Source organism: Microbacterium sp. Leaf288, assembly GCF_001422925.1.
Lineage (GTDB): Bacteria > Actinomycetota > Actinomycetes > Actinomycetales > Microbacteriaceae > Microbacterium.
Genome location: NZ_LMNI01000011.1, coordinates 551241 through 572365 on the forward strand (window position 1 = coordinate 551241; position 21125 = coordinate 572365).

Genomic DNA, 21125 nt, shown 5'->3' on the forward strand with positions numbered 1-21125 from the left:
ACAGCGGATGCCGCGGGCCGAGGCATCCGTGGCCGGATGGTGGAGTGCTGCCGCGGTCCCGTCAAGGGGGTGTCAGCTGTTCACCTCGCCGACCTAGAGTCGCTCGAGTGGTGGACCGAGCCCGCGCCCAGCCCGACCACTCGGGCTTTCGCGCCGATATCCAAGGACTGCGTGCGATCGCAGTCGGGTCTGTCCTGCTCTATCACGCGGGCCTGCCGTTCCTGCCGGGCGGCTACGTCGGAGTGGACGTGTTCTTCGTCATCTCGGGCTTCCTCATCACGTCCCACCTCCTGGGACAGCTCGAGAGCCACGGCACGCTGAGATTCGGGGAGTTCTACGCGCGACGTGCGCGTCGGATCCTCCCGGCGTCGTTCGTCGTGCTCGCGCTCTCGGTGGCCGCCGCGCTCATCTGGTACCCGCCGCTGCTTATGAAGGACCTCTGGGCGGCGGCCGTCGCCACGGCGCTGTACGTGCCGAACTACTTCTTCGCCTCCGCGAACTCCGACTACCTCGCCGAGTCATCGAACCCGTCGCTGTTCCAGCACTACTGGTCGCTCGGCGTCGAGGAGCAGTTCTATCTCCTGTGGCCGGTGCTGCTCGCGCTGGTGTGGGTGCTGGTCCGGTCGCGACGAGCGCTCGTGGGTGTGCTCATGGCGGTGGTGGCCGCGTCGTTCGCGCTCTGCGTGTGGCTCACGTTCGCCGCGCAGCCGTGGGCGTTCTTCTCGCTCCCCTCGCGCGCGTGGGAGCTCGGCGTCGGGGGACTCGTCGCCGTGCTGCTGCAGCGGCGGCCCGGGATCGTGGGGGAGCGATGGGCGGCACCCCTGGGCTGGGCGGGCATCGCGGCGATGGCGGCATCCGTCTTCCTCTTCTCGTCCGAGACGCTCTTCCCGGGCGCGGCGGCCGCGCTCCCTGTGCTCGGCACGGCTGCCGTGATCGCGGCGGGCGAGTCGCGCCGCGGACCGACACGGATGCTGTCGGCCCGGGGCATGGTCTTCCTTGGAACGATCTCGTACTCGCTGTACCTCGTGCATTGGCCGGCACTCGTGCTTGCCGGAACCGCGCTTCCGGGGGAGCAGCCGCTGTGGACGACGCTCGGCATCGCCATCGCGTGCGTGCCCGCGGCGTGGCTGCTGTACCGGTTCGTGGAGGATCCGGTGCGCCGGACGCCGCTGCTCACGAAGCGGCGGGCCCGCGTCACGCTGGTGGGCGCGCTGGCCGGCTCGCTAGCGTGCCTGGGGCTCGCCAGCGCCGCGTATGCGGTGGCAGACACCCGGTCGCTGCACGCCGAGCGCGCGGCGTCGAGCACCGTCATCGCCGACGCTCCGCGCGGCACCGACTTCGTGCCCGACAACCTCGCGCCCGCGCTGCGGGACGCGCGCGACAGTCTTCCCGAGGTCTACGACGACGGCTGCATGCTGGGCATCGCCTCGATGGACGCCGAGGGCTGCGTCTACGGGGATCCCGCGGCGCCACGCATCGTGCTCTTCGGCGACTCGCACGCCGCGCAGTGGTTCCCGGCGCTCGAGGGCTTCGCGAGACCGGCGGGGTACTCCGTCGAGGTGCACACGAAGAGCTCCTGCCCCGTCGCCGACATCGCGTCGCTGCGCCGGGGTGCACCGTACCCGCAGTGCCCCGAATGGCGCGATGCCGTGATCGACCGCATCAACGCCTCGCCGCCCGCCCTGGTGCTCGTGGCCACGTACACCGACCCCGAGCTCGCCCCGGGCGTCGACGACGACGCCGAGACGTGGGCGGCGGCGTTCGGCCGCACGCTCGACGCGATCGACGCGCCCGTCGCGATGATGGCAGACACCCCCGACATGCGGGAGGATCCGGCGCCCTGCCTGTCGGCGCATCTCTCCGACGCCGCGGCCTGCGCGCAACCGCGGAGTGTCGCGCTCGAGGGGCCCGCGCGTGAGGGCGAGGCGGCCGCGGCCGCGGAGCGCGGCATCCCGCTCGTCGATCTCAACGAGTACCTCTGCGACGCCGACGCCTGCCCGCCGATCATCGGCAACACCCTCGTGTACCGCGACTCGCACCACCTCACCGCCGCCATCAGCGGCGACTTGGCCGGCGTGCTCGGCCGGGCGCTGCAGCCGCTGCTGCCCCCCGCTTCCGGCGGCTGATCGGCGCGACCCCCAGCCGCCGGCAGGACGGCCGTTGCGCGCGGCCCCTCGCGCCGGGAACGATGGGGGACATGCGCGCGGTCGTGTATGAGCGATACGGGTCGCCCGAGCGGCTCGAGCTGCGCGACGTCCCCCGGCCGGTGCCCGGCGCCGGCGAGGTGCTCGTGGAGGTCGTCGCGACGTCGATCAATCTGTCGGACTGGGAAGGGCTGCACGGCAGTCCCGCCTATGCCCGGCTCGGCGGACTGCTCCGTCCCCGCCGGGGGATCCTCGGCTCCGACATCGCCGGCCGGATTGCCGCCGTCGGCGACGGCGCGACCCGCTTCGCGGTCGGCGACGCGGTGTTCGGCGACATCATGCCCCGCTATGGCGGGTTCGCCGAGTTCGTCGCCGTGCCCGAGTCGATGCTCGCTCCGAAGCCCGCCGAGCTGTCGTTCACCGAGGCGGCCGCTCTTCCGCAGGCGGCGGCGATCGCGACCCATGCCGTCGCGCTGGCGAAGCCGGGAGCACGGATGCTGCTCAACGGCGCCGGCGGAGGCTCGGGGAGCCTCGCGATCCAGCTCGCGGTCCAGCAGGGCGTGCAGGTGACCGCGGTCGACAACGCGGGCAAGCTCGACTTCCTTCGCGCACTCGGTGCGGACGAGGTGATCGACTACCGCCGCGACGACTTCACCCGGCACGGGCCGTACGACCTCATCGTCGACCTGGTCGCCCGCCGTTCGGTGTTCGCCTACGCCCGCGCGCTCGCGAAGGGCGGCCGGTGCGTGATGGTGGGCGGAACGGCGAGGACGCTGATACGGATGCTGACCGCCGGCGCGCTTCTCGGGGTCCTCACCCGCAGGCACCTGGGTGTGCTCTTCGTGCGCCAAGGGCCCTCTGCGTTCGTGCCGGTCGCCGAACGCTGCGCGGCGGGAGAGATGCAGGTGCACATCGATCGCGTGTTCCCGCTCGACCAGGTGCCCGAGGCGCTCGCGTGGCACGGCGAGGGCCATGCCCTCGGCAAGGTCGTGGTGGCGGTGCGCGGGGAGTGACCTCTCAGGGGCGCCAGGCTGCGGTTATCAGTCCGGCGCGGAGCATGTCAACGGGCAGACGGATCCGGGTGTCGATGCATAACCTGGCGGAGCAACACAAGCAGTTCAACGCGTTGCGGTCGAGCTTCGGCGTTCGGGTCGCCGTACCGTCTCCCGTCGACGCGTGATGGTCCCGGTGGGAGGGCAACCCACCGGGACCGTCTTCTTCGTCGGGGCCTCCGGATGCCGGGTGCCGAGGCATCCGTCCGGCATTAGCCTGTCGGCATGCACCGGATCTTCACGATCAGCTTCGCCTCGGTCTACCCGCTCTACGTCACGAAGGTCGAGAAGAAGGGACGCACGACCGCGGAGCTCGACGAGGTCATCGAGTGGCTCACGGGATTCGACGACGCGGAGCTGAAGCAGCACATCGACGAGCACACGACCTTCGAGGACTTCTTCGCGGACGCCGACCTCAACCCGAACGCCTCGCTCATCACGGGCGTCATCTGCGGCATGCGCGTCGAGGAGATCGAGGACCCGCTGATGCAGAAGATCCGCTACCTCGACAAGCTCGTCGACGAACTCGCCCGCGGCAAGTCGATGGAGAAGATCCTCCGCGCCGGCTGATCGACCGGGTCGACGCCCACCTCGACGCCGTCGAGCCAACGGCGGACGCGCCCGGCGTCGTCGACGATCAGGCCGGTCGTCGGGCCCGCGCGTCCGATCCACCCGAGGTCGTCGGATCCGGCCACGACAGCCGCGGTGGCCCAGACATCGGCGTGGGCGAGGCTTGCCGACACCACCGTCGCCGACGCGGCTCCCGTCGCCGCGCGGCCGGATCGCGGATCGATGATGTGCGCGCCGCGCTCCGCGCTCCCCGAGGTCGCGACGGCTCCATCGCGCACGGGCACGGTGGCGAGCATCCGGGTGCGGTCGAAGGGATCGACGATCGCGACGTTCCAGGTCCAGTCCGCTCCCGGCGCGGTGAACAGCTGGAGGTCGCCGCCCGCGTTGATCCCCGCGGCGATCACGCCCGGGCACTCGAGCAGCGGGGCGAGGTGCGCGCGGGCGGTCCGCTCCGCGGCCCATCCTTTGACGTACCCGGTCGGATCGAACACCCCGGCCCACGTCGCGGTGAACAGGCCGCCGGTGTCGGACTCTGCCTGCGCGCATGCCTGGGCGACCTCGGCGACCCAGGGCGAGGCATCCACCATCGCGAGCTCGCCGCGCGCCACGCGCAGCAGGTCGGAGTCGTCGCGATACGGCGAGAACACCCGATCCACGAGGCGCAGCTCGTCGAAGAGGGCGGCGGTGGCGGCGACGAACACGTGAGAGTCGACGTCACCGATCACGTGCACGCTGATCGCCGTGCCCATGATGTCGGCGACCTCCACGTGCCGGGGCGGACGTCTCATGCCCGGGCCTGGTCGATCGCGCTCTGCAGCGACTGCAGGTAGCCCTGGCTGGTGTACGTCGCGCCCGACACCATGTCGATGTCGGAGGACTGGGCGGCGGTGGTCTCGGCGACGAGCACCGGCAGTGCGCGCTGGTTGATCTGGCGGTCGCGAGGGTTGCCCGACGGGTACTCCGGGACCTGGACGTCGGTGATCTGCCCGCCCGAGACCGTGATCTGCACCTGGACCGGGCCGAAGCGGGTGTTCGCCGAAGAGCCGGTGTAGGTGCCGTCGGAGAGTCCGGTCGACGACCCGGCGCCCGCGTCCGAGTCCGTCGCCCCGGAGGCCGGATCGCTCGAGTCGCTCGAGCTCGCGTCGGTCTGGGCGCCGCTGCCGGTCTGAGTGCCGTTGTCGGTTTCGCTGCCCGTCGAGCCGGACGAGCCGGACGAGCCGGATGAGCTCGACGAGGTGCTCGCGGTGTCTGCGGCGACCGGTTGGATCGCGTCGATGTGCGAGGTCCGGTAGCTGAACAGCAGCACCAGGCCGCTGACGGTGGCGAGGACGGCGTAGACGATCTTCTTCATCGCGGACTCCTGGAACGGTGCATGACGGCCTCAGATCGTGAAGGACTCGGTGTGGATGCGGGCCGGTGCGACGCCGGCCGCACGCAGGTCGCGGGTGACGGCATCCATCCACGGCTGCGGACCGCAGACGAACACGTCGTACTCGGCGAGGTCGGGCGCGAGGTGGCGGAGGGCCTGGGCGCCGTTCCATGCGGCGTGCGACGCGGGCAGCCACGGCGTCGCGGACGACGCGCGCGGCCCGTCGAGCCGAACGTGCCGCACCCCGCGATCACGCACGAGCGCGGCGATGGCGGCGCCTCGCAGCGCGGCGTGAGGGGTCGAATCGCGGGTGACGAGCGTCGCCTCGCCCGGGGCGTAGGGCTCGGACTCGAGCAGCGACACGAGTGGGGCCACCCCTGCGCCGGCGCCGACCAGGAGCAGCTTGCGCCCGCGGCGCTCCTCTCCGGTCATCCGGCCGTACGGACCCTCGATGAGCACCCGCGTGCCGGGGCGCAGCGTGGCGAGCCGCGCGGTGCCGTCCCCGACGATCCGTGCCGAGATGGCGAGCTCGTCGCCGCGGGGTGCCGCGGAGAGGGAGAGCGGATGGCCGCGCGACCACCCCGCGCCGTCGAGGAAGCGCCAGACGAAGAACTGGCCGCCGCGTGGGGCGAGGCGATCGAGCCGGCGTCCGCTCATCCGCACTGTCACACCGCCCGACCCGTCGGCTTCGACGGCGGCGACCCGCAGACCGTGCCGCCACGACCGCACCGCCGGGACGCCGAGCCGGAACACGACCACGGCGGCGGCCGCGAGCGCCCACAGGGTCCACCAGTAGACGGTCGCCCACGCGGACGCCGTGAAGTCGGCGCCGGCCCACAGCTGGTGCGGCAGCGCGATGCCGACGCCGACATACCCGTACAGGTGGAGCAGGTGCCACGACTCGTACCGCAGCCGGCGCCGTGCCCGCCGGATCGACGTGACCGCGACGAGCACGATGAGCACGGCGCCCGCCGTCGCGAGCAGCATGCCGGGGTAGTCCCACACGAACTCCCACAGCTGCACGAACGGGTTGATCTGTGCGACCGCAGCGTAGCCTGCGACGAGCAGCGCGATGTGCGCGAGCATGAGCCAGAACGACCAGAATCCGACGACGCGGTGCATCCTCGTGATGCCGTCGCGACCGAATCCCCGCTCGAACAGCGGCACCCGCGCCATGAGCAGCACCTGGTACAGCAGGAGGTTCGCCGCGACCAGGCCGCACAGGCGCCCGACCGCGTTGAGCGCCTCCGCGCCGCCTCCAAGGACCGCGTCGACTCCGCCGCCCGACACCCACAGCGCCGCCACGAACAGGCTCGTCAGCCAGATGACGACGATCGCGCCCGCATTCCACGCGGCCGCACGGCGCGGGCCCGTCGAGACGGCCGGATGCCGCAGGCCGACCGGTGCGGTCGGTGACGCGATCGTCGCCATGACTGCTCCTCAGGATTCGGGTGGGTGGGGAAGGGTCAGGACCCGTCGGAATCGGTGCCGGAGTCGGAGTCGTCGCCGGAGTCGTCGCCGCGCGGGTCGCCCTGACCGGGACCGCCGTTCTGCCAGCCGTCGTCGGGGCCGCCGCGCTGCCCGGACCCGTCTCCGGGCCGGCCCGGCGCGTTGCCGTCCTGGTTCCAGCCGACCGGGCCGCCGGCGGGTCCGCGAGAGCTGCCCGCCGCCCAACCGGTGCCGAAGCCGACGCCGAGGAGCAGGACGGCGGCGACCGCGGCGCCGGTGACCTTGACCCACGTGCGCCGCAGGAACGGCGCCTTCTCCTCATCGGGTGCGGGGGCGGTCGCTTCGGCCGGAACGGCCGGAGCGGCGTGGGCCGGCTCGTGCGCGGCGGGCGCAGACGCGACGGGGGGCTGTGGCGGGAGGGGTGTCGCCGGCGGGGTGGGCGCCGCAGGTGCGGGAGGGGCGGGCTCGGGCGTGACCGGCTCGGTGGGTGCGGCCTCGTCGGGCGTGCCGGCGGGCTTCTCAGGGGTGCTGTCGGACATGACCACACTGTCCCGCCGCGGTTCCAAGAATGCTCAAAGAGTCGGTCGATCTGGGCATTCTCATAAGTTCCCGCGTCGGAAGGCTCAGCGTTCCCGCGTGTGCCGGCCGCCCGAGGGCAGATCCAGCAGGAACGTCGTCCCGGCGGGCGACGTGTTCTCCACGCGCACGCTGCCGTCGAAGCGCGTGACGATGTCGCGCACGAGAGCGAGGCCCAGCCCGAAGCCACGTCGCCCGTCACCGCCCGGCGCGTCGTTCGAACGGGCGAAGCGGGCGAACAGTCGATCGGGATCGATGCCGGCGATGCCGCTGCCCTCATCGACGACCCTGATCTCGACGCGGCGGCCGGCGGGTCGTGCGCGGACCGTGATCGTCGAGCCGGCGGGGGAGTAGCGCACCGCATTGTCGAGCAGCGCCATCACCGCGCGCGTCAGCGACGTGTGGTCGGCGGCGACGTGCAGATCCGCGGATGCCTCGGCGACGAGTGCGACGCCGCGCTCGACCGCTCTCGGCTCGATGACGGCGATCGCGTCGTGCGCGGCGGCGGCGACCGATGCCACGCCGTCGTCGTCGCCGGCGCGGGCGCCGGCGGTCTCGGCCGTGAGCAGCAGGTCGGTGAGCACCGCGTCCATCACCGCCGCGTCGCGGCGCAGATCGGCGAGGACGGCGTCGACGTCGCCACCGCGTTCAACCCGATACTGCGCGAGCTGGATGCGGCTGGTCAGGGTGGTGAGGGGAGTGCGCAGTTCGTGGCTGGCATCGGCGACGAAGGTGCGCTGGACCTCGAGGGCGTCCGCCAGCGGCTGCGCCGCCCGTTTGGAGGCCCACCACGCGACGAACCCCAGCGCGACGACGCCGATCAGCCCGATCAGGATCGCGAGCGGAACGACGTCGTCGAGGTCGATCACCCGATCGCCCGGTCCGTCCCATCCTCCACCGCCCGGTCCGGGGTGCGGCGGACCGTGTTCAGGGCGTGAGGTCGCGAACATCACGGCGACGATGACGGTCGTGATGATGGCGACGACCGCCGCCGCGGCGACGGCCACCCAGACCCCGGCACGCAGGGCAGCCTGCTGCACGCGCCGCCGGTCGGCGGCGGTGGCAGCATCCGTCCGCTCGCTCATCGGGGCGTCCCGCTGCGATAACCGCGCGCGCGGACGGTCTCGATGATCTCGGGCGTCGACTTGCGGCGTACGTAGTGCACGTAGGTGTCGACGGTGGTGGCCGAGCCGCCGGGGAACACGTGGGCGAGGATCTCGTCGCGCGAGAACACGTGCTCGGGGCTCGAGGTGAGGAGCTCCAGCAGCTCGGACTCGGCCTGCGTGAGCGGGATGCGGCCGTCGGCGGGGGAGTAGAGCGCCTGCGAGGCGGGGGTGAACACCCAGTCGCCGAGCTCGCGGCGATCCCCGGCTCCGCGCCCGCGGCGCAGCGCCCGCAGCCGCGCGCGCAGCTCGGCGAAGTCGAACGGCTTCACGAGGTAGTCGTCGGCGCCGGCGTCGAGCCCGGTCACACGGTCGTCGACCGCGCCGAGCGCCGTGAGCATGAGGGCGGGCGTCGCAATGCGGGCCGTGCGGACCGCGCCGACGAGATCGACGCCCGACATCCCGGGCAAGCGGCGATCGACGACGATCACGTCGTAGCGGCGCCCGAGTGCAAGGCGCAGGCCCTCCTCGCCCGTCGACGCGTGGTCGACGTCGTACTCGTCGCCCAGCATCTCGACGACGATGCCGGCGATCTCGGCCTCGTCCTCGACGTACAGCAGGCGCGGCGCGACCGACGGCGGAGACGACGAAGAGGGCACGTCCACAGTCTGGACGTGCCCTCTTCGAGGCTGTCAGGCGAGCGCTATGGATCGCCTATGAGCTTGGTGGGCTGCGATCAGTACCAGCCGGTCGACTGCGAGTGGCTCCACGCGCCGCAGGGGCTGCCGTAACGGCCCGAGATGTATCCGAGGCCCCAGGCGATCTGCGTCGCCGGGTTGGTCTGCCAGTCGGCGCCGGCGCTGCCCATCTTGCTGCCGGGCAGTGCCTGCGGGATGCCGTACGCGCCGCTGGAGCGGTTGTAGGCCTGGTAGTTCCAGCCCGACTCCTTGTTCCACAGCGACACGAGGCAGCCGAACTGGTCGTCGCCCCAGCCGTAGCCTCCGAGCATCGATCGGGCGGTCGCCTGCGCGTCGGCCGGGCTGGTGCCGCCCACGGCGCCGCCGGTGGCGAACACGGGCGCACCGCCGCCGGACGAACGCGGCGCCGACGACTTCTTCGCCGCGGCTGCCGCGGCGGCCTCCTCGGCGGCCTTGGCGGCTGCGGCGGCCTCGGCCTCCTTGCGGGCCTTCTCCTCCGCCTCGCGCTGCGCCTTGAGGGCGATCGCGGCGTCGAGCTTGCCGCGCAGTCCCTGCGCCTGCTCGTTGACCGAAGCGGAGAGGGAGGTCACAGCATCCGTGACCTCCGTCGTGTACTCGGCCGGGAGCGACTGTGCGCGCTTCAGCTGAGCGACGGCGCCCTCGAGCTCGGTGGTGTCGACGGTCGTGTCGGCCGTGCCGACGTCCAGACCCGACGCAGCGATGTCGGCGGCGACGGTGGTCGCGGCGGTCACCGCGGCGTCCGCGTCGGCGAGCGACTTCTCGAAAGCGCTCGGGGCGGCGGCGGTCTCGGCCGTGACGGACGCGGTGGAGTACGACGCCAGCGCGAAATCGGTCAGCGAACCGGACGCCTCGGCCTGCGATGCGGGGGTCGCCGTGCTGAACGCGGCGGTAGCCAGCACGCCTACTGCGAGCGTCGCGGCGACGAGCACCGGGCGGCGGCGGAGGCGGCGTTCGGCGCGGCGGAGAGTGCGACGTGCGGGCAGAAGAGACGTGTGGGAGCGCATATAAGACCGGGTTCCGTATCAGCGAAATGCGCCATCGGGAGGCGCGTCGTGACCGTTCGGGCGGGCACAAGTCCCCGAGTCTCCCGGGCCTTTCTGGATGCTTCCGGTGCGTTACCTGAACGTTACATGTGAGTGGAATGTTCGAAAAGGCCAGATCAAGGGGTCGGATCCTGGGTTGCAGGGCCGCCTGGGAAGGTCCTCCGAACTACGATCGAAGCACCCGCCGCACGTCTACAGGAGGCTCATCCGTGCCCTCGTCCACTGTTCCCACCCGCCCCGCAGCACTCGCGCACGCCGACGATCTCGCCGCGTTCGTGGCGGCGTCGCCGTCGAGCTTCCACGCCGCTGCCGAGGTCGCGAGCCGACTCGAGAACGCGGGGTTCACGCGTCTCGACGAGGCTGCCGAATGGCAGGCTCCCGCCGGTGGGAAGTTCGTCGTGGTGCGCGACGGCGCGGCGATCGCGTGGGTCGTGCCGCAGGGCGCGTCGGCGTCGACGGGTGTGCGCATCTTCGGCGCCCACAGCGACTCGCCGGGGTTCAAGCTCAAGCCCAAGCCGACCACCGGCAGGCTCGGCTGGCTGCAGGCCGGCGTCGAGATCTACGGCGGCCCTCTCCTCAACTCGTGGCTCGATCGCGAACTGCGGCTGGCGGGTCGCCTCGTGCTCGACGACGGCACGGACGTGCTCGCCGCGACCGGCCCGCTGCTGCGGCTGCCGCAGCTCGCCATCCACCTCGATCGCGAGGTCAACGACCACCTCGCCCTCGACAAGCAGTCGCAGACCCAGCCAGTGTGGGGTCTGGGTGAGGCCGAGTCCGCCGACATCCTCGGCGAGCTCGCGCGTGAGGCGGGCGTCGACGCCGCGCGCATCCGCGGCTACGACATCGTCACCGCCGACGCCGCGCGCGGTGCGACCTTCGGGCTCGACGACGTCTTCTTCGCCTCCGGCCGCCTGGACGACCTGGCATCGGTGCACGCGGGCGTCGTCGCGCTCGAGAACGCGGCCGACGGCCACGACGCCGACCACATCGCGATGCTCGCCGTCTTCGATCACGAAGAGGTCGGCTCGGGCACCCGGTCGGGTGCGGCGGGTCCCTTCCTGTCGGACGTGCTCGAGCGGCTGTGGCTGTCGCTGGGCGCCGATCGCGAGCAGCAGCTGCGTGCGCTCGCCGCGTCCTGGTGCGTCTCGAGCGACGTGGGCCACTCGGTGCACCCCAACTACGCCGACAAGCACGACCCCGTCGTGCAGCCGGTGCTCGGCTCCGGCCCGATCCTCAAGATCAACGCCAACCAGCGGTACGCCACGGATGCCGCGGGCGCGGCCGCCTGGAACGGGTGGTGCGCCGCGGCGGGCGTCACCAGCCAGGAGTTCGTCTCGAACAACGCAGTGCCGTGCGGATCGACGATCGGCCCGATCACGGCGACCCGCCTCGGCATCCGCACCGTGGACGTCGGCATCCCGATCCTCTCCATGCACTCGGCCCGCGAGCTCGCCGGCGTGAGCGACCTGTGGGACCTCGCCCGCGTCGCGGAGACCTACTTCCGCGGCTGAGTCCGCGCCAGTGGCGGTGGCACAGCGTCGGAGGTCTTCGGCGACATGACGGGGGACGGATGCCGCCACCCGGCGTGTCGCGCGAATCCTCCGATGCTGTGCACGGCGTCAGGTACCGGCCGCGCCGAGGGCGAGGTACTGGTGCGTGAACGCGATCGCGGCGCCGCCCTCGCCGACGCCGGCGACGACGCGCTTCACCGAACCCGACCGCACGTCGCCGATCGCGAAGACGCCGGGCACGGTCGTCTCGAGGGCGAACGGACGGCGCGCCTCGCGCCACGAACCAGACTCCGCCGCATCCGCTCCGGTGAGTACGAATCCGCGCGCGTCGCGCGCGATCCCGGCCGGCAGCCACGCGGTCTCGGCGTCGGCCCCGATCATGACGAAGAGCACGTCGACGTCGCGTTCCACGACGGCGCCCGTGCGCCGGTCGGCGATGTCGGCGGAGCGCAGCGCATCGCCGCCGTGCAGTCCGACCACCTCGCTGCGCGTATCGACGCGGATGGCCGGGATCGCCGCGATCTGGTCGATGAGGTAGCGCGACATGCTCGCCTCGAGCGACTCGCCGCGCACGAGCATCGTGACCGACCGTGCGTGCCGGCTGAAGAACAGCGCCGCCTGCCCGGCCGAGTTCCCGGCGCCGACGATGCAGACGTCCGCGCCCTGCGCCACGGCCGAGTCGCTGCGGGCGGCGCCGTAGTAGACGCCGCTGCCGAGGAACCGGTCGACGCCCGCGACCGGGAGCGTCCGCCACACCACGCCCGTCGCGAGGATGACGACCTCGGCGCGCACGACGTCGCCGCCGTCGAGTGTCAGCTTGCGCGTCTCGGGGTCCAGCGCCTCCACCGTGCGGGTGACCACGATCTCGGCGCCCAGCCGCTGGGCCTGGGTGAACGCCCGTCTCGCGAGGTCGTCTCCCGAGATGCCGAAAGGGAAGCCGGTGTAGTTCTCGATCCGCGTCGAGGTGCCCGCCTGTCCGCCGGGAGCGAAGGTCTCGACGACGAGCGTCCGCAGACCCTCGGCGGCGGCGTTCACGGCGGCGGTGAGACCGGCGGGGCCGGCACCCAGGATCACGACGTCGTAGCGGCCGGCTGCGGGCGTCACATCGAGCCCGACCGCCTCGGCGATCTCGCGCATCGTCGGATTCTCGAACCGCGCGCCGCTCGCGAGCTCCAGCACCGGGTATTGGGCGGCGTCGGCGGCGGCATCCACGTCCACGCGCTCGAAGTCGACCTGGTTGCGCGTGAGGAACCCGATCACGCGATGCGCGCGGGCGCTGCGCCGTGGCTGGATGAGCCGCACCTCGTACTCGTGCTGCTCGGCGGCCATGGTCTGCAACGAGTCCAGGTAGCGCCGCGCGAGCCCCGCGACCCGGTCGGGCACCGACGGCGCGGCCGCGGCGAGGGAGTAGTAGACCGCGGGCTCGAGTTTGAGCACGCGCGTCGGCTCCCCGGCGCGGCCGCTCGCCGGAAAGGGCGTGCTGAGGGTCATCGGGACCTCGCCGAAGAACTGACCCGGCCGGCGTGTGCCGATGACGCGCTCCTCGGCGCCCACCACCTTCGTGATCTCGGCCAGCCCTTCGATCACGACGAAGAGGGCGCGGGTGTCGCCCTCGTGCGCGAAGTACTCGCCCGTCACGAGCCGGATGTCTTCCACCGCACCGGCGAGGGAGGCGAGGGCCGCGTCGGGCACCTCGGCGAAGACGTGCAGCGCCCGAAGGCCTTCGACGGTGATCATGCGGCTCCCCAGCAGCGCAGGCACACGCGGCGCGGTGAGCCCGATGGCGCTGGTGCGCCACGGGGCGAACGTAGCGGCACGGCCGAGCGGCGGTCAACAGCAGGTTCCCTCAGCAGCAACCGCGTGTCGGTGATGCGGCGTAGCCTGAACGGATGCCGCAGCCGTCGACTCCGCAGACCGGCGAGGCACGTCCCGGTCTCGCCCTCGGCGCGCGTGCCCAGCTCTCCGCGCTCGCCGACGCGTCCGCGACCGGCGCGGGCGCGCTGCTCGATCTGCCCTCACCGGCCGATCCGCGCCCGGCGGCGGTGCTCATGCTCTTCGGGGTGCTCGACACGCTCCCCAGCGACCACGACGCGCAGGCTCACGCGGTGTCGCGAGACCTCGACGTCCTGCTCCTGTCGCGCGCCACGACGCTGCGCGCGCACCCGGGCCAGGTCGCCTTCCCCGGCGGCCGTATCGATCCGGGCGACGACGGCCCCGTGGCCGCGGCGCTGCGCGAGGCCCGTGAAGAGACCGGCCTCGACCCCGCCGGCGTGGAGGTGCTCGGCGAGCTCGTCGACATCCCCCTCGCGTTCTCGCAGCACGTGGTGACCCCGGTGCTGGCGTGGTGGCGGCATCCGTCACCGGTCCGCGTCGTCGACGAGGCGGAGTCCGCCGACGTCTTCCGCGCGCCCGTCGCCGATCTGCTGAACCCGGGGAACCGGGGTGTCACGGTGATCCGCCGCGGCGGCCAGGAGTGGCGGGGCCCGGGATTCCTGGTGCGGCATGCGACCGGCGAGCACCTGGTGTGGGGGTTCACGGGCATGGTGCTCGACGCGCTGTTCGGCCGCCTCGGGTGGACCGAGCCGTGGGACGAGGAGCGGGAGCTCCCACTCACGGTTCCCGACTGATGCGTCAGCGGTAGCGGTAGTGGTCGGCGCTGCTGTTCACCCAGGTGATGAAGCGGCGGGCCTCGGTATCGCGCGCCGGCGGGAACGGCACGACCCACAGTTGCGGGCCCGCGATCACGAGGTGCGGGGCGACGCGCGTGATCGCCCGGTTGAGCGTGCGCGGCGTGATGGGACCGGCGGGCCCGAACATCCGCCGCTCGACCGCCGCCTTCGTGAACTCCGCGCGTCGCAGCAGCGCATCGCCCGAGTCCGCCGAGGCGGCGACCTCGCTCACCGGCTGGCTCAGGTCGCCGAAGTGGATCCATCGGCCGTCGATCACCACGCCGGCGAAGTCCTGCTCCTGGCCGCTGTATCGCACCTCGCCGGTCCAGCGGCGGCCGTCCCACCACCGCGTGCGTCCGCGCTGGTCGTCGTACCAGCCCGCCTGCGCCGGCCGGGAGGCGGCGGGGCCGGCGTCCGTCCGCAGCGCGGTGTCGCGCTCGCGCAGGTCGATGTACTGGTCGGTCCAGTGCGTGCCGTCCCACCAGCGCTGCTTGCCGGAGCCGTCGTCGTACCACCCCGGTGCGGGCTGCGTCGCCATGGTCCGAGCGTAGTTCGTGCCCGGGCGGTGTCCAGCCGGGGCGGCTATGCTCGACCCGTGCATTTCTACTTCTTCATCTGATCCGACGGCGCGGCCACGCCCGCACGTCGCTCGTCGAGTCATCCGAGCGACGCGTGCCCGCAGCATCCGGCCCCTTCGGGCCCTCCGTCAGATCATCCGCACGCGCGCGCCCCCGGGCCCGGCGTGCCCGCAGAGACCTCGGTCTCGGAAGTGGACCCGCCACATGCCTTCCCTCACGCACACTCCTGCGCGCGACCGCGCGCAGCTCACCGCCGCGCGCGTCTCGTTCTCGCGTGCGGGTCACCGGATCCTGAACGACGTCGACCTCGTGGTCACGCCCTCCGCGCGCATGGCGATCGTCGGCGAGAACGGCCGTGGCAAGTCCACACTGCTGCACCTGCTCGCCGGCCTGCTCGTGCCCGACGCGGGCGACATCGCGCGCGTGGGCACCCTCGCGCTCGCCGAGCAGGAGATGCCGAAGGGCGATCGCCGCACGGTGGGCGACGCGGTGGCCGAGGCGATCGCGGACGCCCTTGCGGCTCTCGATGCGTTGGACGAGGCATCCGTCGCCCTGAGCACGGATCACCCGACAGGCGCTGCTGCCGACGCGTACGCGGAGGCGCTCGACCGCGCCGTCGTGCTGGACGCCTGGGATGCCGAGCGGCGTGTCGAGGTCGCGCTCGAAGCGCTCGGGGCCGAGACGGACCGCACGAGGCCGCTGGCGGAACTCTCCGTGGGGCAGCGCTATCGCGTGCGTCTCGCGTGCCTGCTGGGCGCGGACCACGACTTCCTGCTGCTGGACGAGCCGACCAACCACCTCGACCGGCAGAGCCTCGACTTCCTCACGGCGCGGCTGCGCGCGCGGGCAGGCGGCGTCGTCGTCGTCAGCCACGATCGTGCGCTGCTCGCCGATGTGGCCGACACGTTCCTCGACCTCGACCCGACGTCCGACGATCGTCCGCGCGTGTACGGCGGCTTCGACGCCTACCGAGAAGGGCGCGAGGCCGAACGTGAGCGCTGGGAGCAGCTGTACGACCGCGAGCAGGCCGAGCGGACACGGCTGCAGGACGACCTGAGCGCGGCGCAGAACCGGCTCGTGACCGGCTGGCGACCGGAGAAGGGATCGCCGAAGCACGGGCGGGCCACCCGCGCCGCGGGCATCACGCAGACGGTGCACCGCCGCCGCGCCGCGCTCGAGGCGCACGCCGTCACCGTGCCCCCGCCGCCGATGCGGTTCGCATTCCCGGCGCTGCCGTCCCGCGGCGCGGCGGCGCTGCTGGTCGCCGAGGACGTGCACCTGGACGGACGGATGCCGCGGCCTGTCTCGCTGGTGCTCCACAGCGGCGCGCGGGTCGTCGTCACCGGCCCCAACGGCGCCGGCAAGTCGACGCTGCTGGCGGCGCTGGCCGGCGCCGTCCACTCCGACCACGCGAACGCTGCGGCCCCGGAAGCGGGTGCCCTGGGGGGCGCGGTGCGCCGGGGCGGCAGCATCCGTCTCTCCCTGCTGCGTCAGGAGTCCGTGCTCGATCCCGACCGGCGTGCGTCCGAGCTCTACGACGAGCGGATCGGCAAGGCAGTCGCGTCCGGCGCGCTCGCGGCGTCGCAGGCGACCGGTCTGAGTGGGCTCGGGCTGCTCACGTCGCGGGAGACCGGGCGCCGCGTCGGAGAGCTGTCGATGGGGCAGGTGCGCAGGCTCGATCTCGCGCTCGCCCTCGCGGTGCGCCCGCACGTGCTGCTCCTCGACGAGCCCACGAACCACCTCTCATTCACGCTCGTCGACGAGCTGACGGCGGCGCTGCAGGCGACGGATGCAGCCGTGGTCGTGTCCACCCACGACCGGCAGCTGCTTCGCGACGTCGTCGAGTGGGACCGCATCGACCTGGGGGTGCGCGTGTGACGCCGTTCGACCCTCGCCCGCGGGGGCCACGGCAGACTGGAGCCATGCCCCACGTCGACGACATCGTCCCCGCTGACCGCCGCCACCTGCTCGAGCTCCCGGTGTACGCGCACCTCGGGACCATCCGGCCCAACGACACCGTGCAGGTCAACCCGATGTGGTTCGAGTTCGACGGCGAGCACGTCCGGTTCACGCACACGAACTACCGGCAGAAGTACCGCAACCTGCAGCACAACCCGTCGATGTCGCTGTCGATCCTCGACCCCGACTCGCCGTTCCGGTACCTCGAGGTCGCGGGCAAGCTCGTCGACGTCGTCCCCGACCCCGAGGGTGCGTTCTACGTGCGGCTCCAGAACCGGTACGGCAACCCGAGCTCCACCCCGCCCCGCGACAAGGAGGACCGCGTGATCCTCGTCATGGCGATCGATCGCGCGACCCGGCAGTAGGGCCGACGGCGAAGGGGAGGGATGCTGCGGCTGCGGCATCCCTCCCCTTCGCTGTCGGCGGTCAGGCGTTGACGCGCGACGCCTCCACGGCGGCGCGCAGGCCCTCGCCGACCGGCGTGGTGGGGCGGCCGAGGAGGCGCGCGAGCGTCGGGTCGGCGCCGGCCAGGACGCCGCGCGCGATGCCGGCCTCCATCTCGGCGACGAAGCCGACGGTGCCCGCATCGAGGCCCGCCTCGGCGAGCGCCGCCTCGAGCTGTTCGCGAGAGACCGGCACATAGGCGACCTCGCGGCCGAGCACCTCGGCGGCGGCCGCGGCGAGGTCGGCGTACGACACGGCGGTGTCGCCCGAGAGCTCGTAGGTGCGGCCCAGGTGGCCGTCGTCGGTGAGCACGACGGCCGCAGCCTCGGCGTAGTCGGCACGGCTCGCGGCGGCGACGGTCGCGTCACCGACGGACGCGGCGATCGCACCGGACTCGGCGGCGCGCAGCACATCGGGCGTGTAGTTCTCGGTGTACCAGTTGTTGCGGAGCACGACGGCGGGGACGCCGCTGGCGGCGAGGTACTCCTCGGTCGCCTTGTGATCCGGCGCGAGCACGAAGTCGACGGAGTCGGCGTGCGCGAGGCTCGTGTACACGACCTTCGCGGTGCCCGCGGCCTTGGCCGCGTCGATCACGTTCACGTGGCCCTCGTAGCGCCGGCCGGGCTCGGACCCCGAGATGAGCAGCAGGGCGTCGACACCCTCGAGCGCGGCGGCGACGGACTCGGGAGCGTTGTAGTCGAGCGGGACGACACGGATGCCGCGGTCCACCAGATCGGCGACCTTCGAGGTCGTGCGGGCGCCGGCGACGATGTCGCCAGGGGCGACGCCGCGATCGAGGAGCGCGTCGATGACGAGGTGGCCGAGCTGTCCGCCGGCGGCGGTCACGAGGATGGTCATGGGTGTCCTTTCGGTGGGGAGGCGCCTTGCGCACTCACCCCACGGCAACGCCCGCGGCGACCAGTGACATTCCAGACGGAGGGTACCCACTTTGAGGTAAGGTACCCACGTGGTGGTGAGTTTTGCGGAAATCCGGACAGAGATTCCCGGCGTCTTCGACGAGGCGTGCCCGACGCGGGTCGTCCTCGACCACGTCATGAGCAAGTGGGGCGTGCTCGTGCTCATGGCCCTCACCGAGGGCACCATCCGGTGGGGCGAGCTGCGTCGCACCGTCGAGGGCATCAGCGAGAAGATGCTCGCCTCGACGCTGCGCACCCTCGAGAAGGACGGCTTCGTCGCGCGCACGTCGTATCCCGAGGTGCCGCCGCGCGTGGAGTACTCGCTGACGCCGCTCGGCGACGAGCTGATGGAGCGCATGATGCCGCTCATGGCGTGGATCGGCGTGCACGCGGGCGACATCGTCGAGCGCTGAGACGCCCTGGGCGGTCCGCCTGCCAGGATGACGGCATGGCGACCGTCCTCTTCTGCCCCGTGACGTTCAACCTCGCCGAGGTGACGCGCATGATCGAGGTGGCGCGGGCGCTCGATCCCGCACATCGGGCCGTGTTCCTGGGGTACGAGCCGGACTTCGCGCATCTGATCACCGACGCGGGCTTCGACTACCGCTCGACCGAGCCTTCGATGAGCGCCGCGCAGCGGGAGCAGCTGATGCGGTTCGACCAGGGCAAGACGCTGCGCAGTCCGCTCACCGACCAGCTGGTGTCCGCACGGGTGGACGCCGAGCGCGCGCTGATCCGGCGGACGGAAGCCGCAGCCGTCGTGATCGGGTCGAACGTGACGTCGATGATCTCGGCGCGGGCAGAGAAGGTGCCGTTGTTCTATGCGGTGCCGTTCGCGCTGACTCGCCCGCAGGTCGCCCAGACCGTGCGGCTCGGGATGGTGCGGGGGAGAGGCCGGATCGCCCACGCGCTCGACCGCGTGGCGACGAGCGCGCTGCGCCTGGCCTACAACCGGCTGCCGCTCGCGCCCCGGGCGTTCGGCCGGGTTGCGAAGGCGAACGGTGTTCCGCCTCTCACGACCGTGGTGTCGCTGCTCGAGGCCGACCACAACCTCCTCACCGTGATGCCCTGGGAGCTCGAGGGCTACACGCTTCCTGCCGCCTACCAGCGGGTCGGACCGATCTTCGCCCACATCGACGTGCCGATGCCGCCCATCGTGGCCGAGCTCGCGGAGCGCTCCGAGCCGCTCGTCTACCTCGGGCTCGGCTCGTCGGCGAACCGGGAGATGGTGCTCGCGGCCGCGTCGCAGCTCGGCACGCTTCCCGTGAATGTGATCGCGCCGGTGCAGCACTACCTGCGGGACGACGACGCTCTTCCTCCGAACGTCCACGTGACCGGGCTCCTGCCGGCGCACCGCCTCGGCGGGCTCGTCGACGCGGCGGTGCTCCACGGCGGGCAGGGAACGGTGCAGACGGCCTGCGCTGCCGGCATCCCGTTCGTGGGCATGGGGCTCCAGCCCGAGCAGGTCTGGAACGTCGACCAGTGCGTCCGGCAGGGCAACGCTCTCGCGCTGACGCCGAAGCAGGCGGGCACGCCCGCGCTCGCGGACGCCGTGCGGCGGCTGCTGGCGGACGAGGGGATGCGCACCGCGGCCGAGCGCGTGCGCGCCGCGTATGCCGGCGAGGACGGGGCCGCGGCATCGGCCCGCGTCATCGAGAAGAGCATCGCGACGCGGGCCTGACCGCCCGCCGGGGGCGACAAGGGGGCTGTCGGGCTGTCGGCGCCTCGGGCTAGCGTGGGGCGCGACCGTACGTCCCCCATCCGGAGGTTCGCTTGTCCGCCGTCGTCGCAACGATGTCGCTCTCGCTCGACGGGATCGGCCCGTATCGGCTCGAGCAGATCTCGGGCCGCACGACTTCGCTGGTCACGCATGTGCGGTACCGCGTGCTTCCCGAGGGAGCGGCGGACTCCGCGTGACGGCGCATCAGCTCACGCGGGATCAGGCGCGGCGCATCGTGGTGCGCGCGCAGCTGCTCGACGCCGAGCGCCCCGGTGACGTCGTCGAGGTGGCCGAGCAGCTCGGCTACATCAAGATCGACCCGACCGCGACGATCGCGCCGTGCGAGCACACCGTGCTGTGGTCGAGGATCGGCTGGTCGTACGAACCGGGTCAGCTGCGCAAGGTTGTCGAGGACGACCGGCTGCTCTTCGAGTTCGACGGCACGTTCCGGCCGATGAGCCTGTTGCCGCTGATGCTTCCGGCGATGCGCCGGTGGCCTCAGCGCGAGAGCAGCCGGCAGTGGCTGGAGGCGAACGCGGGGTTCCGCGCCGACGTGCTCGCACGGCTGCGCGCCGAGGGTCCACTCCTCGCGAGCGACATCCCCGACACGGCGCAGGTGAGCCGCGCGCCCGACGGCTGGTCGGGATCGAACCAGGTGCCCCACATGCTGGACTTCCTGCTGCGCCAGGGCGAGGTCGCGGTCACCGGCCGTGAGGGTCGGCACCGCGTCTGGGACCTCGCCGCGCGCGTGTACCCGCAGGACCTGCCCGAGTACGCGGACGACGAGGCCGCTGCACTGCTGGCGGCGCGCCGACTCCAGTCGGCGGGACTCACGAAACCCCACTGGTACTGGAGCGGCGTCGCGAAGGACACCGGCGAACCCGCCGTCGTCGAGGGGAGCACCACGAAGTATCGCGTCGACCCCGAAGCGCTCGCCGCGCTCGACGAGGAGGACTCCGGCGGTCGTGTGGCCTTCCTGAACCCGTACGACAGCCTGCTCTTCGACCGCAAGCGGCTCGAGGAGGTCTTCGAGTTCACCTACGTGCTGGAGCAGTTCAAGCCGAAGGCCCAGCGGCGATACGGCTTCTTCGCGCACCCGATCCTGATGGGCGACCGATTCGTCGGGATGCTCGACGCCGAGGTCGACCGCGAGCGCGAGGTGCTCAAGATCAACGCGCTGCACGAGTTCCTGCCGTTCGAGCCCGAGGAATCCGAGATGGTGCGTGCCGAGATCGCCGAACTCGCAGAATGGCTCGGCGTCTCGGTCACGGGACTGCCCTGAACGGGGCCAGGCGGCGGGGC

Annotated in this window: 21 protein-coding genes; 11 read left to right on the plus strand and 10 right to left on the minus strand. The window is 72.3% G+C overall.

Features of this window, described 5'->3' with window-relative positions:
* Window positions 1-107 precede the first annotated feature (107 nt).
* From ASF40_RS11840 to ASF40_RS11850, 3 genes are all read left to right on the plus strand, one after another.
* Window positions 108-2126, plus strand: coding sequence for an acyltransferase family protein (locus ASF40_RS11840; protein ID WP_235560216.1), 2019 nt, complete (start codon window positions 108-110; stop codon window positions 2124-2126).
* Window positions 2127-2197: 71 nt separating this feature from the next.
* Window positions 2198-3157: an NAD(P)-dependent alcohol dehydrogenase gene (locus tag ASF40_RS11845; protein WP_056369259.1), complete on the plus strand. Its 960-nt coding sequence runs from the start codon at window positions 2198-2200 to the stop codon at window positions 3155-3157.
* Window positions 3158-3421: 264 nt separating this feature from the next.
* Window positions 3422-3766 (plus strand): DUF2200 domain-containing protein, encoded by a 345-nt coding sequence (locus ASF40_RS11850; protein ID WP_056369261.1) that lies wholly within the window; start codon window positions 3422-3424, stop codon window positions 3764-3766.
* Here the strand turns inward: ASF40_RS11850 and ASF40_RS11855 are convergent.
* From ASF40_RS11855 to ASF40_RS11885, 7 genes are all read right to left on the minus strand, one after another.
* The gene (locus ASF40_RS11855) at window positions 3697-4554 is read right to left on the minus strand and encodes an FAD:protein FMN transferase (RefSeq protein ID WP_082497021.1); all 858 of its coding nucleotides are present in this window, start codon (window positions 4552-4554) and stop codon (window positions 3697-3699) included. The two genes, ASF40_RS11850 and ASF40_RS11855, sit on opposite strands and share 70 nt — an antisense overlap.
* On the minus strand, window positions 4551-5117 hold the full coding sequence (locus tag ASF40_RS11860; protein ID WP_056369263.1) for an FMN-binding protein: 567 nt from the start codon (window positions 5115-5117) through the stop codon (window positions 4551-4553). Before ASF40_RS11860 ends, ASF40_RS11855 begins: the two co-directional genes overlap by 4 nt.
* A 30-nt stretch (window positions 5118-5147) precedes the next feature.
* Window positions 5148-6566 (minus strand): ferredoxin reductase family protein, encoded by a 1419-nt coding sequence (locus tag ASF40_RS11865; RefSeq protein ID WP_082497022.1) that lies wholly within the window; start codon window positions 6564-6566, stop codon window positions 5148-5150.
* Between the two features lie 35 nt (window positions 6567-6601).
* On the minus strand, window positions 6602-7123 hold the full coding sequence (locus ASF40_RS11870) for a hypothetical protein (protein ID WP_157549644.1): 522 nt from the start codon (window positions 7121-7123) through the stop codon (window positions 6602-6604).
* An 84-nt stretch (window positions 7124-7207) separates the two neighbouring features.
* Window positions 7208-8245: a sensor histidine kinase gene (locus ASF40_RS11875; protein WP_056369267.1), complete on the minus strand. Its 1038-nt coding sequence runs from the start codon at window positions 8243-8245 to the stop codon at window positions 7208-7210.
* Window positions 8242-8922 carry a response regulator transcription factor gene (locus ASF40_RS11880; RefSeq protein ID WP_056369922.1) on the minus strand — a complete coding sequence of 227 codons (681 nt, stop codon included), beginning with the start codon at window positions 8920-8922 and terminating at the stop codon, window positions 8242-8244. Before ASF40_RS11880 ends, ASF40_RS11875 begins: the two co-directional genes overlap by 4 nt.
* Before the next feature lie 77 nt (window positions 8923-8999).
* Entirely contained in the window at window positions 9000-9986 is a 987-nt protein-coding gene (locus tag ASF40_RS11885) for a lytic transglycosylase domain-containing protein (RefSeq protein ID WP_056369269.1), read from the minus strand.
* A gap of 248 nt (window positions 9987-10234) precedes the next feature.
* Between ASF40_RS11885 and ASF40_RS11890 the strand changes: the two genes are divergently transcribed.
* Entirely contained in the window at window positions 10235-11536 is a 1302-nt protein-coding gene (locus ASF40_RS11890; protein WP_056369271.1) for a M18 family aminopeptidase, read from the plus strand.
* 108 nt (window positions 11537-11644) lie between these two features.
* Here the strand turns inward: ASF40_RS11890 and ASF40_RS11895 are convergent, their stop codons facing one another.
* Complete coding sequence (locus ASF40_RS11895; RefSeq protein WP_056369273.1) at window positions 11645-13273, minus strand: FAD-dependent oxidoreductase; 1629 nt, start codon at window positions 13271-13273, stop codon at window positions 11645-11647.
* A 152-nt stretch (window positions 13274-13425) separates the two neighbouring features.
* Between ASF40_RS11895 and ASF40_RS11900 the strand changes: the two genes are divergently transcribed.
* Window positions 13426-14163: an NUDIX hydrolase gene (locus ASF40_RS11900; protein WP_056369275.1), complete on the plus strand. Its 738-nt coding sequence runs from the start codon at window positions 13426-13428 to the stop codon at window positions 14161-14163.
* 4 nt (window positions 14164-14167) lie between these two features.
* Here the strand turns inward: ASF40_RS11900 and ASF40_RS21485 are convergent, their stop codons facing one another.
* Window positions 14168-14743 (minus strand): DUF2510 domain-containing protein, encoded by a 576-nt coding sequence (locus ASF40_RS21485; RefSeq protein ID WP_056369276.1) that lies wholly within the window; start codon window positions 14741-14743, stop codon window positions 14168-14170.
* 244 nt (window positions 14744-14987) lie between these two features.
* Here ASF40_RS21485 and ASF40_RS11910 point away from each other — a divergent pair, with 244 nt between their 5' ends.
* Together ASF40_RS11910 and ASF40_RS11915 are read left to right on the plus strand one after the other, a co-directional pair.
* Window positions 14988-16661 carry an ATP-binding cassette domain-containing protein gene (locus ASF40_RS11910; RefSeq protein WP_056369279.1) on the plus strand — a complete coding sequence of 558 codons (1674 nt, stop codon included), beginning with the start codon at window positions 14988-14990 and terminating at the stop codon, window positions 16659-16661.
* A 44-nt stretch (window positions 16662-16705) separates the two neighbouring features.
* Window positions 16706-17107 carry a PPOX class F420-dependent oxidoreductase gene (locus ASF40_RS11915; RefSeq protein ID WP_056369280.1) on the plus strand — a complete coding sequence of 134 codons (402 nt, stop codon included), beginning with the start codon at window positions 16706-16708 and terminating at the stop codon, window positions 17105-17107.
* Window positions 17108-17168: 61 nt separating this feature from the next.
* Here ASF40_RS11915 and ASF40_RS11920 read toward each other — a convergent pair whose 3' ends face one another.
* Window positions 17169-18044 (minus strand): SDR family oxidoreductase, encoded by an 876-nt coding sequence (locus ASF40_RS11920; RefSeq protein WP_056369282.1) that lies wholly within the window; start codon window positions 18042-18044, stop codon window positions 17169-17171.
* A 109-nt stretch (window positions 18045-18153) separates the two neighbouring features.
* On the opposite strand from ASF40_RS11920, the gene ASF40_RS11925 reads away from it, so the two are divergent.
* The 4 genes from ASF40_RS11925 to ASF40_RS11935 all read left to right on the plus strand — a co-directional run bounded on the left by ASF40_RS11925 (window position 18154) and on the right by ASF40_RS11935 (window position 21105).
* The gene (locus tag ASF40_RS11925; protein WP_056369284.1) at window positions 18154-18516 is read left to right on the plus strand and encodes a winged helix-turn-helix transcriptional regulator; all 363 of its coding nucleotides are present in this window, start codon (window positions 18154-18156) and stop codon (window positions 18514-18516) included.
* A gap of 35 nt (window positions 18517-18551) precedes the next feature.
* Window positions 18552-19784 (plus strand): glycosyltransferase, encoded by a 1233-nt coding sequence (locus ASF40_RS11930; RefSeq protein WP_056369286.1) that lies wholly within the window; start codon window positions 18552-18554, stop codon window positions 19782-19784.
* Between the two features lie 92 nt (window positions 19785-19876).
* Window positions 19877-20020, plus strand: a complete 144-nt coding sequence (locus ASF40_RS21130) for a hypothetical protein (RefSeq protein ID WP_157549646.1) — start codon at window positions 19877-19879, stop codon at window positions 20018-20020.
* A complete protein-coding gene (locus ASF40_RS11935) occupies window positions 20017-21105 on the plus strand; it encodes a DNA glycosylase AlkZ-like family protein (protein ID WP_056369287.1) in 1089 nt (362 codons plus the stop codon). Before ASF40_RS21130 ends, ASF40_RS11935 begins: the two co-directional genes overlap by 4 nt.
* The last annotated feature ends 20 nt before the right edge of the window (window positions 21106-21125 follow it).

Coding starts and splice junctions, on each gene's coding strand:
- ASF40_RS11845 (WP_056369259.1), top strand. CDS start 2,198: ATGCGCGCGGTCGTGTATGAGCGATACGGGTCGCCCGAGCGGCTCGAG.
- ASF40_RS11850 (WP_056369261.1), top strand. CDS start 3,422: ATGCACCGGATCTTCACGATCAGCTTCGCCTCGGTCTACCCGCTCTAC.
- ASF40_RS11855 (WP_082497021.1), bottom strand. CDS start 4,554: ATGAGACGTCCGCCCCGGCACGTGGAGGTCGCCGACATCATGGGCACG.
- ASF40_RS11860 (WP_056369263.1), bottom strand. CDS start 5,117: ATGAAGAAGATCGTCTACGCCGTCCTCGCCACCGTCAGCGGCCTGGTG.
- ASF40_RS11865 (WP_082497022.1), bottom strand. CDS start 6,566: ATGGCGACGATCGCGTCACCGACCGCACCGGTCGGCCTGCGGCATCCG.
- ASF40_RS11870 (WP_157549644.1), bottom strand. CDS start 7,123: ATGTCCGACAGCACCCCTGAGAAGCCCGCCGGCACGCCCGACGAGGCC.
- ASF40_RS11875 (WP_056369267.1), bottom strand. CDS start 8,245: ATGAGCGAGCGGACGGATGCTGCCACCGCCGCCGACCGGCGGCGCGTG.
- ASF40_RS11885 (WP_056369269.1), bottom strand. CDS start 9,986: ATGCGCTCCCACACGTCTCTTCTGCCCGCACGTCGCACTCTCCGCCGC.
- ASF40_RS11895 (WP_056369273.1), bottom strand. CDS start 13,273: ATGATCACCGTCGAAGGCCTTCGGGCGCTGCACGTCTTCGCCGAGGTG.
- ASF40_RS11900 (WP_056369275.1), top strand. CDS start 13,426: ATGCCGCAGCCGTCGACTCCGCAGACCGGCGAGGCACGTCCCGGTCTC.
- ASF40_RS21485 (WP_056369276.1), bottom strand. CDS start 14,743: ATGGCGACGCAGCCCGCACCGGGGTGGTACGACGACGGCTCCGGCAAG.
- ASF40_RS11910 (WP_056369279.1), top strand. CDS start 14,988: ATGCCTTCCCTCACGCACACTCCTGCGCGCGACCGCGCGCAGCTCACC.
- ASF40_RS11915 (WP_056369280.1), top strand. CDS start 16,706: ATGCCCCACGTCGACGACATCGTCCCCGCTGACCGCCGCCACCTGCTC.
- ASF40_RS11920 (WP_056369282.1), bottom strand. CDS start 18,044: ATGACCATCCTCGTGACCGCCGCCGGCGGACAGCTCGGCCACCTCGTC.
- ASF40_RS11930 (WP_056369286.1), top strand. CDS start 18,552: ATGGCGACCGTCCTCTTCTGCCCCGTGACGTTCAACCTCGCCGAGGTG.